Origin of the sequence: Marinomonas sp. ef1, from assembly GCF_002806845.1 — a bacterium.
Lineage (GTDB): Bacteria > Pseudomonadota > Gammaproteobacteria > Pseudomonadales > Marinomonadaceae > Marinomonas > Marinomonas polaris.
This window is the reverse complement of record NZ_NHTT01000019.1, coordinates 41,054-58,946: the sequence shown is the minus strand read 5'-3', so window position 1 is coordinate 58,946 and position 17,893 is coordinate 41,054. Positions and strand designations below refer to the sequence as shown.

16 protein-coding genes are annotated in these 17,893 nt (G+C 39.9%); 4 read left to right on the top strand and 12 right to left on the bottom strand.

The features are described 5' to 3' along the window. Window positions 1-30: 30 nt before the first annotated feature. Window positions 31-936: a LysR family transcriptional regulator gene (locus tag CCS02_RS19940; RefSeq protein WP_232728925.1), complete on the bottom strand. Its 906-nt coding sequence runs from the start codon at window positions 934-936 to the stop codon at window positions 31-33. Between the two features lie 93 nt (window positions 937-1,029). Here CCS02_RS19940 and CCS02_RS19935 point away from each other — a divergent pair, with 93 nt between their 5' ends. Together CCS02_RS19935 and CCS02_RS19930 are read left to right on the top strand one after the other, a co-directional pair. Further along, window positions 1,030-2,193, top strand: a complete 1,164-nt coding sequence (locus CCS02_RS19935; RefSeq protein WP_100185874.1) for an MFS transporter — start codon at window positions 1,030-1,032, stop codon at window positions 2,191-2,193. 139 nt (window positions 2,194-2,332) lie between these two features. Continuing rightward, complete coding sequence (locus tag CCS02_RS19930) at window positions 2,333-3,409, top strand: GGDEF domain-containing protein (protein ID WP_100637509.1); 1,077 nt, start codon at window positions 2,333-2,335, stop codon at window positions 3,407-3,409. Window positions 3,410-3,499: 90 nt separating this feature from the next. On the opposite strand, the gene CCS02_RS19925 is transcribed toward CCS02_RS19930, so the two are convergent. The 9 genes from CCS02_RS19925 to CCS02_RS19885 form a co-directional block, all read right to left on the bottom strand. Then, the gene (locus CCS02_RS19925) at window positions 3,500-5,077 is read right to left on the bottom strand and encodes an aldehyde dehydrogenase (NADP(+)) (protein ID WP_100637508.1); all 1,578 of its coding nucleotides are present in this window, start codon (window positions 5,075-5,077) and stop codon (window positions 3,500-3,502) included. 41 nt (window positions 5,078-5,118) lie between these two features. Further along, entirely contained in the window at window positions 5,119-6,285 is a 1,167-nt protein-coding gene (locus tag CCS02_RS19920) for an iron-containing alcohol dehydrogenase (protein ID WP_100637507.1), read from the bottom strand. Window positions 6,286-6,350: 65 nt separating this feature from the next. Then, entirely contained in the window at window positions 6,351-7,616 is a 1,266-nt protein-coding gene (locus tag CCS02_RS19915) for a TRAP transporter large permease (RefSeq protein ID WP_072841678.1), read from the bottom strand. Beyond that, complete coding sequence (locus tag CCS02_RS19910; protein ID WP_157808015.1) at window positions 7,613-8,167, bottom strand: TRAP transporter small permease; 555 nt, start codon at window positions 8,165-8,167, stop codon at window positions 7,613-7,615. The genes CCS02_RS19915 and CCS02_RS19910 overlap by 4 nt, the downstream gene beginning before the upstream one ends. A 184-nt stretch (window positions 8,168-8,351) precedes the next feature. Beyond that, window positions 8,352-9,368, bottom strand: a complete 1,017-nt coding sequence (locus CCS02_RS19905) for a TRAP transporter substrate-binding protein (protein WP_100637505.1) — start codon at window positions 9,366-9,368, stop codon at window positions 8,352-8,354. Window positions 9,369-9,972: 604 nt separating this feature from the next. Beyond that, the gene (locus tag CCS02_RS19900) at window positions 9,973-10,929 is read right to left on the bottom strand and encodes a LysR family transcriptional regulator (RefSeq protein WP_072841686.1); all 957 of its coding nucleotides are present in this window, start codon (window positions 10,927-10,929) and stop codon (window positions 9,973-9,975) included. Between the two features lie 214 nt (window positions 10,930-11,143). Further along, window positions 11,144-11,893: a CLCA_X family protein gene (locus CCS02_RS19895; RefSeq protein ID WP_100637504.1), complete on the bottom strand. Its 750-nt coding sequence runs from the start codon at window positions 11,891-11,893 to the stop codon at window positions 11,144-11,146. Between the two features lie 45 nt (window positions 11,894-11,938). Then, on the bottom strand, window positions 11,939-12,403 hold the full coding sequence (locus tag CCS02_RS19890) for a hypothetical protein (RefSeq protein ID WP_100185881.1): 465 nt from the start codon (window positions 12,401-12,403) through the stop codon (window positions 11,939-11,941). Window positions 12,404-12,589: 186 nt separating this feature from the next. Continuing rightward, window positions 12,590-13,186, bottom strand: coding sequence for a DJ-1/PfpI family protein (locus CCS02_RS19885; RefSeq protein ID WP_100637503.1), 597 nt, complete (start codon window positions 13,184-13,186; stop codon window positions 12,590-12,592). Window positions 13,187-13,538: 352 nt separating this feature from the next. On the opposite strand from CCS02_RS19885, the gene CCS02_RS19880 reads away from it, so the two are divergent. Next, a complete protein-coding gene (locus tag CCS02_RS19880; protein WP_100637502.1) occupies window positions 13,539-15,434 on the top strand; it encodes a PhoX family protein in 1,896 nt (631 codons plus the stop codon). Window positions 15,435-15,553: 119 nt separating this feature from the next. On the opposite strand, the gene CCS02_RS19875 is transcribed toward CCS02_RS19880, so the two are convergent. Further along, window positions 15,554-16,192 carry an alanine--tRNA ligase-related protein gene (locus tag CCS02_RS19875; protein ID WP_100637501.1) on the bottom strand — a complete coding sequence of 213 codons (639 nt, stop codon included), beginning with the start codon at window positions 16,190-16,192 and terminating at the stop codon, window positions 15,554-15,556. A 59-nt stretch (window positions 16,193-16,251) separates the two neighbouring features. Further along, window positions 16,252-16,872 carry a LysE family translocator gene (locus CCS02_RS19870; RefSeq protein ID WP_100185885.1) on the bottom strand — a complete coding sequence of 207 codons (621 nt, stop codon included), beginning with the start codon at window positions 16,870-16,872 and terminating at the stop codon, window positions 16,252-16,254. Between the two features lie 103 nt (window positions 16,873-16,975). Between CCS02_RS19870 and CCS02_RS19865 the strand changes: the two genes are divergently transcribed. Next, complete coding sequence (locus tag CCS02_RS19865) at window positions 16,976-17,800, top strand: AraC family transcriptional regulator (protein ID WP_100637500.1); 825 nt, start codon at window positions 16,976-16,978, stop codon at window positions 17,798-17,800. Window positions 17,801-17,893: the final 93 nt, after the last annotated feature.

Here is a 17,893-nt window from a genome sequence, read left to right as displayed (position 1 = left end):
ATCATATTTATCATATAAATTCATTTTTATTTACTCACACTCACGACCACCCCACTGCTCAAGCAGCGCATCACGAAACATCATTAACTTGGCTGATCGATGTCGAGCGGATGGATAGAGAAGTGTTAAAGGCGTCGATGATCGAGCATATTCATTTAAAACGGGCGTCAACAACCCGTCTTTCAAATAATCCTCTACGAAAAAAGTCATCAATTGTGCCATACCAATACTCAATAACGCGGCTTCTACTAAAGGATCTCCATGATCAACAACTAAGCTTCCTCTAATGGGAAAGTCAGCATCTTTCTCATTATTCCGAAATGTCCAAGGAAATAATTGCCCAGTAGCTGGATTTCTAACTTGCATGCAATTATGTGTAGCCAATTCCTCTAACGCCTTTGGGGAGCCATAAGATTCAAGATATTTTGGTGATGCAACCGTCACCCAATTAGCTGCCTTAAGAGGCCGCGCAATCACTCGGCTATCCTGAATATTTCCGCTACGAATGACAGCATCAAACCCTTCGCCTACCAGATCAACCACTCGATCAGTTAATACCAACTCTATGGTGAGCTGTGGGTACTCATCCAATAATTTAGCGACAATAGGCATAACAACAACCCGGCCAAATGCTGATGGTGCGCTAATCTTCAAACTGCCTTTAGGTTCAAGCCCATATTCCAGTAACTCTTGATGCGCCTCTTCAAGGCCGCCAACTAACGGCTTAACACGTTTTAAAAATAACTCGCCATCTACTGTTAACTTTAAATTACGCGTATTACGGTGCAATAGGCGAAGACCTAACTGGGATTCCAATCGATTGACTGCTCTAGAGATACCAGATTGAGTCACATCTAATTGTTGAGCGGCAACAGTAAAACTCAGATTTTCAGCCACTTTAATAAATTGCCTTACAGCATTAAGATCGTATTCCATGATTTTATTCATTACTCAAATGATTTAATTGCATTTATCAAACTTAAATCATTAAAGATAATCTCACAACTTAAAACTATGTTGGAGAAAGAAATGCGAACACCACTACCCATTAGTGTTTATATGCTGAGTTTTGGCATTTTCATTATGATCAGTTGCGAACTACAAGTATTAGGCATGATGGAACAATTAGCAGCAGCGTTGACGATCAGCATCGCTCAGGCAGGATATTTAGTTTCTATTTTTGCTGCTAGTATGGCCATTGGTGGCCCCATATTGGCGATATTAGTTTCTAGACTAGCCGTTAAAAAAACCTTGATGATGCTCTACATCATCTTTATTTTAGGTGAACTACTTGGCGGTTTTTCGAATACTTTTAGCCAACTAGTCATCGCTCGGTCTATAACAGGCATGGTTTCAGGTGCATTTTTTGGCGTTTCTATTGGCTTATCAGCTCGACTTGTCAATTCAGATAGCAAACTTAAAGCCATATCAACGGTATTAGCAGGTATTATGCTTGGCACCATCATAGGCTTGCCGCTGGCTAAAGTAGTGTCTGAATACAGCAACTGGCAAACCAGTTTTTTCCTTGTTGTTGGTCTGGCAAGTATCAGTGCTTTATTGACATACTTGACCCTACCCGATCTTTCGCCCGAACCACCACAACCCCTTAGAAAAGAATTAGGCGCTATTTTTGATACTCGGCTTTGGTGGGTGTTTTGTACCAGTTTCTGTATCATTGGTGCCGTATACGCTCCGTTTAGCTATATAGTCCCTATTCTCAATGAAACATCTGGAATATCTCAAAACAGCATCACATTAATTCTCTTTGCATACGGTGGCATTATGCTCATCGGAAACAATTTGGTTGCTAAAATGGCAGCTAAAAATACAAAAAGAACGCTCGTAATAGGCATCAGTTTTCTAATTGTCAATCTGTGTATATTTGCCCTTTTTAATGATTATCATTGGCTAGCAATAACCTGCACTTTACTGCTCGGATTATGTGGCGTAAGCCTAAACCCTGCCATGGTCAGTAGATTAATGGAGTTGCCTCAAGGCGGTCGTGCATTTATCAACACGCTACATGCGTCAATGATAACCTTAGGTATCATGTTTGGCAGCTTTACTGCTGGAATAGCATTATCATTCGGCTACCAGCTAACAATAACCATTTGGGTAGGTGCTACTATTGCTTTTTTCGGTTTATTGATTTTGACATTTAGCCCTATAAACACACATACACTTTCTAAATAGTTAAAACGTCAAACTATTAAACGCTCATGTAACCGTTTTAGTACAAAAGTCACGAACAGACACCTTTCGTTTCAATTCTTCTATCGAACGCCACCTATATTTTATTTACAATAAACATACTATGTTTTGAGAAAGTAAAATGTACAAATGCTATTTGAAGAAAGTATTAGAATGGTTACTTGGGAATAAAGACAATCCATTTGAGTACACACACCACGCTATATTGCTAGTAGGCACGGTTCTATACATCTACGCAGCTATAGCGAACTACTACCTTGAACTAGCAGGCATATACAGCATCTACTTCCAGCTTGTTTTAGCCCTTTTAATTTTTGTCATTTGGTATCTATCTCGCTGGCGAAACCAATTCAAAAAAATGAGAATTGCATTTATTACTATCATTATATTGGTATCAATACCTGCAAATTGGATTGGCAACGGAGGATCAAATGGCCCTACCTATTTTGTTGATCTTGGTTTACTTATTTACATATCTGTGTCATTCAAAGACCTAGGGATTTATCGTCGCCTCGGGCAATTTTTTTGCATCATCATTCCTATCCCATTAATTTTATTTGAAAAGGAATACCCCGATGTTATTTTTCAATATGCTACAGAAACACAGAAGCAGATTGATCTAACAATTACCTTTATCATTATTGGTCTTTTTTTGATCGTCATGATGGAAAGCTTATCCACCAGATTCAAATTAGAAAGAAATAAAGCAGAACAGCTATCTAAGAAACTGCGCAACTTATCAGAAAAAGACTCACTTACTGACCTATATAATCGCAGAATATTAGATAAGCAATATTCATTATGGAAAACACAAGGCCGAATTTTCAGCTTGGCTTTATTGGATTTAGATCATTTTAAAAAACAAAATGATCAATGGGGACACAACTATGGGGATGATATCTTGCGAACGTTTTCATCTCTATTAAAGGATGTTGCTATAAACAATAAAGGTTTCGCTATAAGACTTGGCGGAGAAGAGTTTGTCCTTCTGCTTCCCTTGTCAGCTGATGACTCCTACCAAATAATCAGCCAAGCTGCAGAGACATTCAGCAAAACTCCCTTAATACATGGACCTGTTACATTTAGTGCCGGCGTAGCTCAAAGCACGCCCAATGACAACCAAGGTGAGCTATTAAAACGTGCTGATAATTTAATGTATCAGGCTAAGAACAAAGGTCGTAACTGTATTTGCAAATAAATAATTGCTTACAGGTGGCAGGTTAAAAAGGACGCCAGTTCACCTCCAAACAAAGCAAGGGGTGGAATATCCACCCCTGTCAAATTCAGATTAACAATCCCATTTACCATCGTAAAGTCGTTTAAGCTCTAGCGGATTAGCCTCTTTTAATGCTTCTGGCAGCAGGCTATCTGGAATGGTTTGATAGCATACAGGTCTCAAAAAACGGGCGATAGCAGCACTACCAACAGACGTTGTCCGACTATCTGAAGTCGAAGGAAAAGGACCACCGTGTACTGTCGCATGACCGACCTCAAGACCTGGAGGCCAACCATTAATCAGTAACCTACCAGCTTTGCGCTCTAGTATAGGTATCAGACGTCGAGCCGTTTCGAAATCTATGTCATCAAGTTGAAGTGTCGCTGTCAGCTGCCCCTCTAAACGTTCCGCCACCTGAGCCATTTCAGCCAAATCGTTGCATTCAACTATCAATGCAGCCGATCCAAAAACCTCCTCATGCAATGACTCGTCATTAATGAAGTCTTCAGCAGCCACCGAGAATAACGTAGCCCTGCATTGGTTAGGCTTATCTGACGCCTCAGCTTGGGCGTTCATCCGCACGCTTGGATTGTTACAAAGCGCCGACACACCATGCTCATAGGCCTCGTAGATACCAGGAGTAAGCATAGTATTAGTTGTAGCCCGATTGACAGCCGCAGATGCAGATGCCACAAAAGCGTCCAGAGCTAAACCTTTTTCAGCAATCAACAATCCAGGACTAGTACAATACTGACCAGCGCAAGTATTGAGAGTATTCACAAATGCTTCGGCTAGATCCTCCCCACGATGCTTCAATGCTCCTTGAAGTAAAAAGACCGGGTTGCTTGAACTCATCTCGGCAAATACAGGTATCGGCTCCTTACGGTGCTGAGCTATATGCATAAGAGCCGTTCCACCACTGAAAGACCCTGTAAAACCAATTGCTTTAATACGACGATCAGCGACAAGTTTTGCACCAACTTCACGACCTGACCCGAAAAGTACAGAAAACACACCTTCAGGCATACCGCATTTTGCTACTGCTTTTTGAACAGCGCGACCAACGAGTTCTGAAGTCCCAGGATGAGCTGAATGAGCCTTAATTATTACAGGGCAACCAGCAGCTAATGCCGAAGCAGTGTCACCACCAGCAACAGAGAATGCTAACGGAAAATTACTAGCACCGAAAACAACCACTGGCCCCAATGGTATTTGACGTAAACGCATATCCACACGCGACATAGGCTGACGATCCGGTAATGCTGGCTCAATACGCACATCAAGCCAGTCACCACTGCGCACAACTTTTGCAAACAAACGAAGTTGCATACAGGTTCGTGCTCGCTCACCTTCAACTCGAGCTTGAGGCAGCCCAGTCTCATCCATCACACGTTTAACTAGCTCATCGCCAATACCTTCTATTTCACTAGCAATGGCATCTAGAAAGCTGGCTCGCTCTTCCAGCGTAGTTTCTCGATATTGGTCGAACGCATCCCAAGCGAGCTGCGCTGAACGTTCAACTTCTAGTGAGCTCCCGCCTAGATATACAGGATCAAGCTGCTCACCAGTAGCAGGATTGACAGCATAAATAGGATCACCAGAGCCACCAACACGCTGCTGGCCAATTAACATTTCACCGGTTAAAGACATATAGCCTCCTTATAAATAGTCACAAATATCAGCCAATGGTATTAAGCAAGATGTCCATGGTAGGCATCTGTAATGATTTGTTTAATATCGGAAGCTTTAGTTAAGCGAGGGTTAACTAATACGTTGCCACTTCTCATAGAGTCTTCAACCATTTGTGGAAGCTTATCAAGTGTCACTCCTAACTCTTGAACATTGGCAGGTATATTAATAGCAGCATTAAGCTTTACGACAGCCTCAATTGCTTTGCTACCAGCACTATAATCATCCAACCCATCTACATTTTCACCCATGGCAACGGCAATCTCTTTAAAAAGATCAGGGCAAGCATCCATATTGAATTTAAGGACATACGGCAACAATGCTGCGTTAGCTACACCATGTGGTACATTAAAAATACCACCAAAAGTATGCGATATAGCATGAACATTACCGAGCTTAGAGAGAGAAAATGCCACCCCAGCCAAGAAAGAGGCAACCAGCATATTTTCACGCGCTGCAACATCAGAACCCACAAAGTAGGCTTTCTTAATGTTCTGAGTGATCATCTTGATCGCTTCAATTGCTAATGCTCGGCTAATTGGATTAGCTAGCTTAGAAACATATGACTCAATTGCATGAGTTAGAGCATCCATCCCTGTTGACGCAGTAATAGCTGGAGGTAACTTCATAGTCAGCTCAGCGTCTAAAATAGCTAATTTTGGAAATAAGCGTGGACTAATAATAGCAGTTTTAAAGCTATTTTTAGGGTTCGTCACTACAGTTGAAGCAGTACATTCGCTACCTGTTCCAGACGTAGTAGGGATTGCGAATAGCGGCATCGGATCATTAATTAATCGATCGTATCCTTCATAATCCAAGATACTTCCAGGATTAGTTGCCATAGCCGCAACCGCTTTGGCAGCATCAATACTACTACCACCGCCAATACCTATAATCGCATCGCACTCAGAATTTTTGAGGAACGCAACAGCATCATCAATCACAGTACTGGATGGATTTGGTTGAACATCCTGATAGATATCGTACTTCAGACCAGCCTGATCTAAAGAAGTGAAAAAGCCAGTTAAAGCACCTGAATCCACGAGGCCTTTATCTGTAACAACTAGGAGTTTTTTTTCAACATACGGCTTTAGTAATTCACCCGCCTGTTTGGCTAATCCATAGCCAGATTTAAGTGTAGTAGGAAAAAAGAAGTTAAAATTTTGCATAGCATCCCCTTGAGGGGGCAAAAATACCCCCTAGTAAAAAATTATGAAATTAAATAGGTTATTTATTAACTAATAAAAAACAGTGATATATCTGGAAGGAAAGTGAATAAGAGCAGGTCAACAATCATTACTAAAAGCAATGGAAATACTTTTCTTACAACAAGCGAAAATGATGTATCACTCAGACTTTTAGCAACAAATAGATTTACACCAAGCGGAGGGGTAAGAAGCCCAATTGCAAGGTTAGTAATCATAATGATGCCAAAATGAATTAGGTTTACATCTTCGTTGATAAGAATTGGTAAAAATATTGGTACGAGTAGAATAATTGCAGCGTTTAGCTCCAAGAAAGTTCCAATTAAAAGAAGTACCGCATTAATTGCAAGTAGAAGCCATATTTTGTCTGCCCCTACACTAGATATCCAATTAGATACCTGCTGTGGAAATTGTTCAGTTGTTAATATCCATCCCATTATATTAGCAGCGCCAATAATGAGTAATACCATTGAAGACGTTAGACCCGAAGAAACAAATACTTCTTTTAAATCTGAAAAACTAAGTTCTTTGTAGATAAAAACAGATATAACTAAACCGTATACACAGGCTATAGCACCAGACTCTGTAGGAGTAAAAAAGCCACTGTAGATTCCTCCAAGAATAATCACAGGCATAGCCAGGCCAAACAGTGATTTTTTTAGGCAAGATATAAAGTTAGCAAAACTAGTCGGCTCACTTCCTCTAAAGCCACGGGATTTAGAGTAATAGTACGAATAAATTATCAGTGAAAAACCAACAATCAATCCAGGCACAATACCAGCGATAAAAAGATCACCTATACTGACATTGGCAGATATACCGTAAACAACAAATGGTATGCTGGGTGGGATAATAATCCCGATTGTGCCGCCAACAGCCATAAGCGCAACGGAGAAACCTTTGTCATAACCTGCCTTTATCATCGCAGGAACCATTATACTACCAATAGCTACAACAGTTGCTGGGGCAGAACCTGAGATAGAAGCGAAAAACATGCTTGCTAGCAGTGCTATAATAGCCAATCCACCCGGCGTGGAGCCGACAATGCTCGCCCCTAAATTAACCAATCGAATGGATACACCGCCCTTCTCCATAATTTTTCCGGCTAAAAGAAAAAATGGGATCGACATCAAAGGAAAAGAATCAATGCCTGTAAACATACGCTGAACCGTTACGAATGTAGGCATATCAGCAAAAAATACAAACGCAACAATACAGGCAAAAGCAATACTAAGTGCAAGCGGTATATTGAAGGCCACTAAAACAAGCATGCTTAGAAACATAGCAGAAGTCATTTAGATTCACTCCCATTAAAGACGGCTTTATTATTCTCTGTGGCTTCTTCTATATTTTTTCTTTTATGCTCACAGATAAAATAGAGACAGCTCATAAGATAGCGTATAGACATCAAGGCAAAACCACATGGAACCGCAGCGTAAGCAATATACATAGGCATTCTAAGTGCTGGCGAAAGTGGGCCCATATTCATCATTCGATCAATAAATTCTGCACCTATATAGAAAAACCAAGCACAAAATATAAAGCCAACCATATTTCCAAATAGTGTCACTATCTGTTGCAAAAATTTTGGGATAATATGAATTAGAGCATCGACTGATATATGTACAGAACGTTTTAGCCCAAGACTAGCACCGATAAATACGCCCCATATCATAAAATAGCGTGCTAGCTCTTCAGACCATGGAATAGACATATGAATAAAAGAACGATTAATAACCCCTAAAAAAACAACGGTTAGCATCCCTGCAAGAAGAATGTATACAATCCATTCTTCAATATTACTTAAAATAGAATCAAACGACTTCAACGTTTTATAAAATGACATACTAATCAGCCTTTTACTTACCAACATAAACCAATTTAACATTTCTAATAATAGTAAATCCTATAAACCAAAATTTCATTTAATCGAGTCTCACTGCATCAAATACGATGCAGCAAGACCTTTAAATTTTTAGGTTTAAGTAAAATAACTATTACTTGAAATAACTATTTTATAAAAATAGTTATTATTGGCTGGCTTCAGCCTTAGAAACCGCGTCCATCAATTCATTAATTAGCTTATCACCCAATTTTTTTCGGTAAGTATCGTAGACAGGTTTTGTAGTTTCGCGAAATTCGCCTTTGACTTCATCACTTAAATAAACAACTTGCATGCCTTGTTTCTTAAGTTCTTCAATACCACTGTTTTCTTGCTCGGTATTCAGCTCTCGTTCAACAGAACTCCAGTTCTTAGCTTCCTCCTGAATGATTGTTTGATATTTAACAGGAAGGCGTTCAAAAAAGTTGTTATTTACAATGAAAGTAAAGGGGTTATAGACATGACCATCTAGCGTAAGATATTTCTGAACTTCATAAAAGCGCATACTTTCGATGAGGGAAATCGGATTTTCCATACCATCAATCACACCTTGTTGAAGAGATGAATACAGCTCACTAAAGGCCATCGGAGTTGCCGTTGCGCCAAAGGAGTCGACCATTGCAATGTGTGCTTGATTTTCCATCGTTCTGATTTTTAGCCCCGATAAATCTGCTGGTGTCTTAATAGGGCGAACATTGTTTACAAAATTTCGAAAACCATTTTCACCCCATGCTAATGCGCGGATCCCAGTTTTTTCTAACATACCATTTAGTATTTTTTCTCCAAATTCACCATCCATGACCTTGTATGCCACTTCTCTGTTCTTAAACAGATATGGCAAATCAAAAACCATAGCATCAGGGTAGATATTAGGAATTGGCCCCGCCAATACTGCCATTTCAATAGAGCCAAACTGAACACCTTCAAGCTGTTCTCGTTCCCCGCCTAGTTGGCTAGCTGGATAAGTAGAAATAGAAATATGACCATCGGTTCTCTCCTCTACATTCTTTTTAAATATAGCCAAAGATTTTTCTAATCTATCGTTAGTCGCAGGAGAAGAATGCGATATTTTAATATTAAAATCTGCAGCAATAGCACTTGAAGAAAGTAGAAGACCAGCAAAAGTAACCGCACATAATTTATTTATTATATTTATTTTAGACATAAGAACCTCTTTTGTCTTATTGATAGAAATTAATTAATTCTGATAAAGGAAGCCCTATTAAATTGATCTATTTTAAAGCGCTAGCTGCCCATCAATACTATGGATAAAAAGATAAATGATGGGGCTTTTCTCCTTTAGCTAGCATTGTTGCACTATAGGATTATTTTTTATAATGAAGATTCATGATTCCAATATAACCAATAGTTATCGCCTGATGGCATAGTGCTGTTAGGTTCAAGAGGCCATCAAAACAAACCTCATCACGCCTTACAAAAGCAAGCATGGCGTCCATTACTAAGCCGACTCACGGTGACAAGTGATTCATCAAAATACTCACTAAAGGCACTACAAACAGAAGATGTTCAGGTAAAAATAAGCCAAAATACTTGTTGTATAACCAACTGATAGGTAATGACGTGAAAGGACGTCGACCTCGCTTTAATCTGCTAATCGACCAAAATTTGGGAAGAATGAACTCTCCCCTTAAGTATAAAGAAATGATTGAAGAATCTTTTGATCAAGATGTTAGACCGACTTCCATATCGGCCCTTTTGAATGCACTGCCTCTTCACCCAAAAAATTATTTTCGAAAATCAGGTAGGCTTTATCGATGCCATTCATTTTGATCGTAAACCAAACCTACATCATCATATAGCTTTGATATTAGGAGATGGGCGGTTGAAGTAAGATTCGAATCTTTACGCTTTACAATTCCAATTTTACTCATCAACGAGGTTATTTTTATATCTAACAAAGATATAAGGTTTTTACTGACAAAGAACTCAGCTACATCTAACGGAAGAACTGCTAAAAGATTAACATCGTACTGAAGAAGCATTATCGTCGAAAATGCCGATGATGACTCTACAGGGTGTTTAACAATATCAAGACCTAGCTTCTGCATCTCATACTCAATAGATTGACGCATAGGGGTATTTGACGTGTATAGCACCCAAGGATGATCCGCTAAGTCTTCCAAACTAACGGAATTATTTTGTAAAAGTGGGTGGGCTATGTTCGCAACGATAGCAAGTGGTTCCTCACTTAGAGCAATATTGTCGTATGGCAAAATATTTTGCCCTCTACTGACTCGACATACGGCAAAATCAATACGGCCTTGATCTATTTTATGCAGTAAATTCGCACTATTGTTCTCAAATATTTCGACGGTTAATTCCGGCTGGTCACATCGTAACTCATAAATAGCCCTAGTTAGTATTGGAACAGCACCCATGATGCATCCGACAGAGATATGCCCTCCCGAGCCCTCTGCAATACCAACAATTTCTTCTCTCATATGAGATAAATCATTAAAGATCACTCGGGCATATCTGGTCACACAGCTCCCCACTTCATTTGGCACCATGCCTTTTGCAGTACGCTCAAATAGCTTAAAACCGATGGATTTCTCAACCTCGTTAAGCAGCTTAGTCGCACCTGGTTGAGAAATTGAGATGGAAATTGCCGCTTTGTGTAAGGATCCATAATCTTCAATGGCAACAATCAGTTGCAAATGTTTAAAACGCAAACGAGATATTATTGATTTTAGCACTGGGACCATAACCGCACCTTTTATTATTCATAGAACCTATTTTGTGATACCAAGCCTACCAAGTTTTTAACATCTAAGTCCGTGATAATTTCCCCCTACCGCATGAGAAGTATTATTTAAAACACTGTGCTTATGGGTTATTTCTCATTTTCTAACTAATTAAGTTAGCTCGCAAATGAAAACCAATAAAGAATAATGGACAAAAAAAAAGCGGAAAATACTCTTACTTTAAGGCATGACCAAGCAGACTGAAATAATTATGAAAGGCTTTGTTGACTCGGTGCCGCTGTTCACCTTGAGGATAAAGGCCCATTTTAGCTTCTTCAGAATAGCGGCTCCCTTTTACTAAAAAGGTACTGGTAGGTTTTGTGTCTTCAACGAAGGCTTCGAAGGCTCTTGCTGACATCTCTTCTGGTTTGGCGTAATAGAGAATTTTTAGTTTTTGGTCTGCATTACGGGACGCTTTAAACAGGTCGCTGGGCTCATCTCCTTGCTCATTTAGCATGATAGTCTTGAAGCATTCAGCCAATAATAAGCTCAGTGGATGAGGGGTTTTATTATGAGAAAGCTTTATAGGAGAATTATTTAACCATCTTTCGGAAGCGAATTGTGAGGATGAAGCATGTTGAAACATCTTTTCGCCCATGTGATGGTCAAAAGCATGAAACCACTCGTGTGCGAGGCTGCCTGCGCCTGCATTTTTCGCTAGGGATAATTGTCGAGTTGCCGGAACGTAATGAGCCGCCACGCCGGGACGCCCACCCTTCCCATATTGAAGACCAAGAGTGCCTCGTAAAGATATCAGCAGTTCTGGCCCTTGTAATACAGACATTAGATCTTCTAGCGCTCGATAGAAATTAACCGCCGCGCGGTCCCTTTCTTCTGGCGTGACCCAACGTCCCATCTCAATGCCACGAAAATCAAATTGCCGACGTATCATGACAAAATTAACTGGGACTTGATAAGAAGACATTTCGATTCGCTAATTACCTATGTAAACTCAAAATAACACTAGGATTTAAACAATACCAAACTGCTGATTAAACTCAGCAATTTTCATACGTCGCATATCTTTTAGATCCTGCAACTGACTCTCCACCTTATTTTTTACAATCTCTATTGTATCTGAATCAGCAGTGGCAACAGCATTTTCTAATTCGCGTTCATACTGATCTAATAAAGTATCATAGTCATCTTGATACGCTTCCTCCACCAGCGCCAAAGCTACTTGATGCTGAAAGCTAGCCGCTTTTTCCGTATGCTTTTGAATGTATGCCAGTGAATTATCAAAATACAGCTGCTTCAAAGAATCCTTTGCTGTAACGGAATTCTTAGAGGAACTTCTTCTTTCATCCGATACGATTCTTGCAGAGGATATTTCCGCATCATAACCCATGCCAGTTTGTGCAAAGCTGACTGGCACAGTATTTAAAACGAGAATTGCGGTAAGAGACTGCAGCTTTTTTAGAAAAACTTTCTTCATAATGGTCATTCTCAATCAGTTATCAGGTAAAACTTGCTTCATAATTAACAGCGAGGTTAATTATGAAGCAAGTTTTGATTCTATTGAGGCTCAAAGATAAGAACAACACCCAAAGCACAGATGCACATTTTAACCTTATCTTTGTGCTTTTCAGATCAATTACCTGACACTAGTCTTTATAGCACACTATAAATATGGCGCTATATTATGCACGACACGATTCACATACTCTTCATTTTCACCAACTGGGGCAACGTAGTCGATAGCGTTTTTCGCTTCTTCAATGCTGTCTAACCGAGCAATAACCCAAGCAGCAAGATAATGAGAGGCCAAGCAGCCACCAGCAGTAGCTACATTTCCTTTTGCAAAAAAAGCTTGATTAAGTACTTCAACGCCAACCTCTTTTACCCATGGCAATGTTGTTATATCGGTACAAGCAGGAACATCGTCCAATAATCCCAGTTTAGCTAAAACTAAAGCGCCAGAACATTGAGCCCCAATTACCTGACGACTTGGGTCAAGTTGTAATTGCGCCATAATAGATGCATCAGCTACCACTTCTCTTGTTTTTATCCCACTCCCTACGATGACAGCATCAGCAGAAGATAAGCTTTCAAGGGAAGCCTGCCTTTCAATCACAACACCATTCATCGACTTAACTTGTTTAGTTGGGCTGGCAATAGATACCTTCCAGCCTTTATTTTTCACTCTATTCAAAATACCAAGCGCTATAAATGAGTCCAACTCATTAAAGCCATCGAAAGTTAAAATGGATATATTCATGATTTAATTTACTCCCACGTTTGATCATAAACATATCCTATTCCTTCATTTCATGATAATTAAATTCATGAGACGCATAAAACCAATGCCCTTGTTACGAATCCTCAATAGCAAGAAAGCTCGATTCAAAAGCCAAGCTGGGCATTTACTCTGAGTTTAACTAATTGAAATAAAAAGCATTCTCATTCATGAATTATTTTTTCTATTTGCAACCAAATAACTTAAACCTGTCACAGAAACTTCATCAAACCCTGATTTAATCTTTTTCAAGAACCATATCTCAGTGGTTCTCTCACTTTCTTTTTACACATGTAGTTCAGGTTGCGACCTGTAGGAATCAAGGAAAAAAACCATGACTAATTCTGTCGACTCAAATCGCCGTCGTATGCTCGGCTTTATGGCTGGAGCACCATTACTACCACTTGCAGGTGGTGTATTTAGCTCTACTGCTTTTGCTGGAATGACCGATGCCCCTCTTTCTTCTGTTAGCTTTGTTCCTATGGCCGCACCATCACTAAGCAACCCTGCAGCCATGTCAACCAATCTTATTAACTCAGCGATGCAATTGAAGTTCGAAGATGGCACAAGCCGCATGGTTAAACTGGATTACCAGCCATTCTTCATGACGGGCGACAAAGTTGCAGACGGTAATGGCAATACAGTGATTGCTGGTGGTTATTACGACATCAACAACAAGCCAATACTTGATCCAAGTGCCGGAAATCGCCAATTTTTCTCAGACTGTCCAGATGGCTCTAGCTTATTAACTGTTAAAGACGCAAAAGTTGCTGGTGTTTACGGTAATCACGTCTTTGCAGTCGTTCAATTTGAATATGCTACTCGCGATGGTGCTGGCGATGACATGTACGGCAAGCTACCTTCTCCTATTGCTATCCTGACCTTAGACCAAAATCCAGAAACTGGTGAATTGAAACTAGTTAAATACCACAACGTTGATACATCGAATGTTGGTGGTTTATGGATTACTTGTGGTGCGAGTCTATCACCTTGGGGCACTCACCTTTCCAGTGAAGAATACGAGCCAGATGCCTTTAAAGCAGATGACAAACAATTCAAAGCCTATTCTAAAAACCTATTTGGTGATGAAAACAAAGGCAAACCATACAACTATGGTCATTTGCCTGAAGTAACGGTTAACAAAGACGGAACGGGGTCTATCAAGAAACATTACTGTATGGGTCGAATTTCTCACGAGCTTGTACAAGTTATGCCTGATGAGCGTACTGTTATCATGGGTGACGATGCAACAAACAGCGGTTTGTTTATGTTCATTGCAGATAAAGCCCGCGACCTTTCTTCTGGTAAGCTTTACGTGGCTAAATGGACTCAAATTTCTAGTAAAGGCCCAGGTGCAGGCGATATCTCTTGGATCAAATTAGGTGAAGCTAATAGTGATGAGATTCAACGCTTGGTAGATGCCGATATTAAATCGACTGACATCATGGAAGTTCATACGAAGGACCCTAAAGATTCAAGCTTTACTAAAATTGGCTACGGCGGAAAATCTAACTGGGTGAAACTAAAACCAGGTATGGAAAAAGAAGCAGCCTTTCTAGAGACTCACCGTTACGCAGCATTAGTTGGCGGATCTTTGGGCTTTACTAAAATGGAAGGCACCACTGTCAACATTAAAGACAAAAAAGCCTATTCAGCTATGTCTTACATCTACAAAACCATGACAGATGGCAGCAACGACATTCATGTTGAAGGTCCTAAAGCAGGTGCGGTTTATGAACATAAATTAACCGGCGGTCAAAAAGACAACAACGGCCAAGCAATCGACAGTGAATGGGTATCTGTTCACATGCATGCTCCTGCAAACCTAATTGGAGAAGACTTAGCAACGCCTGATGCACTTGGGAACACAGCTCACGCTGATCGCATTGCAAACCCTGATAACATCAAGTTCTCTGAAAAACTTCGCACTTTGTTCATTGGGGAAGACAGTGGCAACCACGTAAACAACTTCCTTTGGGCTTATAACGTAGACAGCGGCGAACTATCACGCATCATGTCTTGTCCTGCTGGCGCAGAATCAACTGGCTTACACGCAGTAGATGAAATCAACGGCTGGACTTACATCATGAGTAACATCCAACACGCTGGCGATTGGGATGACAAACTACACGCAAAAGTAAAAGATACTTTAGATCCATACATCCGCGCTAACTACAAAGACCGTTACGGTGCAGCTGTTGGTTACATCACAGGTATCCCTAAGGTATAAGTGCCTAAGATTTAAGAGCCTAAGATTTAAGAGCCTAAGATTTAAGAGCTAACACTTTAGTTATGTAAAAACGAAAAGGGCAACCATCTGGCTGCCCTTTTTGTATCTATTACCTGCACTCAAACCAAATAAATTTCTACTCGTTCTTTGCCTTTACCGACGTTCTTTCTTTTTAATTTGATACTTCCAAGTTCTATCGTGCTTTTAACATGAGTTCCACCACAAGGAACTTGTGCGAAGCCATCAAGCTTCCAATATCGACGATCTGCTTGCTCATCCGAAAAACCTTTTTCGATGGGCAAATCTGCATCAATTAACAACTGAGCTTGAGCTTGAATATCTGGCAGCATGGAAGAAATACTTTCTGGCCATTCAAAATCGATCCGACTTTTAGTCTCTGAAATATGCGCACCCATTTTCTCTAAATTTGGCAGTGCTTTGTAAAATAATTCCAAAACCACTTCCGCGGCGAAGTGCAAACGCATCAAACTATATCGACGAGGCCAATCAATTTTCACAAATACAGATTGACCAACGTTAAAATCAGGGTCTGCAGCAAGAGTATAAAGAATAGATTTACCTATTTTTTCCGCCTTAATGACTTCATAACCAGCAATGCTTCCCGAATCACTTTCTTGGCCACCAGACTCAGCATAAAAAATGCTTTCTGCGAGCTGAATCTGATTACCATCAATATGAGTAATAGTTGTCGTCAATTCAGTCTGATAAGGATCGATCCAAAATTGCTTTACCGTCACAGTATTACTCCTTACTTAATTGATGCATTCATCTAGTTATTCATCATAATAAACACATGTTAAGACAACAACAAAACAGCGATTGAAAAACAGACAAACATCGACCCTGTAATGGCATCTACCCACATCATATGTCGTACAAAGAAATCAGACACATAACCACACAACGTACTGTAGGTTAAATGCACAAGAAAAGTACAAAGCAACAAAATCAGAGTAAGGCTAACTGTCTGTGAAATCACGCTGCTCTCTTGATGAATAAAAGCAGGAAGCAGAGCGGTGAAAACAACTAAGGTTTTCGGGTTAAAAATAGACAGAATAACCCCCGTTACGAATGTCATTTTCTTCCCGGGCTTTTGTGACTTCACCTCTTCTTGTTTACTGTTAAATAAAGGCCATAAGATACGAATTCCCAAATAGCCGATATACAAACCGCCAACATACTTGATTACAGCAAAAGCCAACGTCGAGTGCAAAACTAACTCGCTTAGGCCCGTTACAGTTGCCACCGCAACAACCCCCAAACCAAATACAATGCCTAACATTAAAGGCAGTGTTCGCCTTACCCCAAAGTACAAAGCAGAATTCAATACAGCAAGCGTACCTGGACCTGGCGTCCCTGCCGCAACCAAACAAATTGCTATGTAATACAAAACAGTAGCGCCACCAAGATCAAACATAAATCCTCCTATATAAAGCAAGAATCTATTATCTATATAGAGATATTTGCTTATAGGATAAAATTGCGTTTTTATAACATCTCAACAACCCAAAGGACATTTTATGGAAACGGAAATCGGTTCACATTTCTTTAATCTGGATTGTTACGATGGGATTGAATGTGTTCGAGCAAACTTCAAAAATCAGCACTTCTCAAAACATATACACGAAGGTTACGCTATTGGCGTCATTGAACATGGGGCACAAAGTTTTTTCAGCCAAGGAGAAAACCACACTTCTGGTGCGGGTAGTTTAGTTATTGTGAATGCAGATACTGCCCATACTGGTGGACCCGCCTCAGAAAATGGCTGGGGGTATCGAGCCATGTACCCAACCCCAGAGCTTTTTGATGATCTTTTGAGTGACTTAACATTCAAATCAAAAAACGCACCCTATTTCCATCGTCCGATTATTAATGACGAAAAGCTTATAAAACTATTTAACCTCATATTCCGCTCTCTCGCTGATAAGCCATCAAGGCTAACCATAGAAACAACAGTTTATAATTTTTTCGTACAATTAACTCTCAATAGTAAAACCAACAGCTCAGTCATTCCTTCGAAAAAGGCAAATAAGTCATTACTAATTGCGAAAGAGTACATTCATGCTTATGCCAGCCAGGAAATTAGCCTAGAAAACTTATCAAGAATAGTGGGTATGAGTAAATATCATCTCATTCGCCAATTCCAAGCATCATTTGGCCTCACTCCTCACCAATATCAGATTCAATCTCGGCTACAAAAGGCAAAAACTTTACTCAAAAATGGTGATCAACCAAGTAACGTCGCCTCAGAATGCGGCTTCTTCGATCAAAGTCATATGAACAATCATTTTAAAAAAGCACTAGGAACGACACCCTACCACTACCAAAAACGAATTAATACATAAACGAATTAATACATAAACGATACACATCAAAGTACTGCATTACAATCATAACCAAAACCTTGAAACATCTTATTTTATGCACGTTTTTACTGT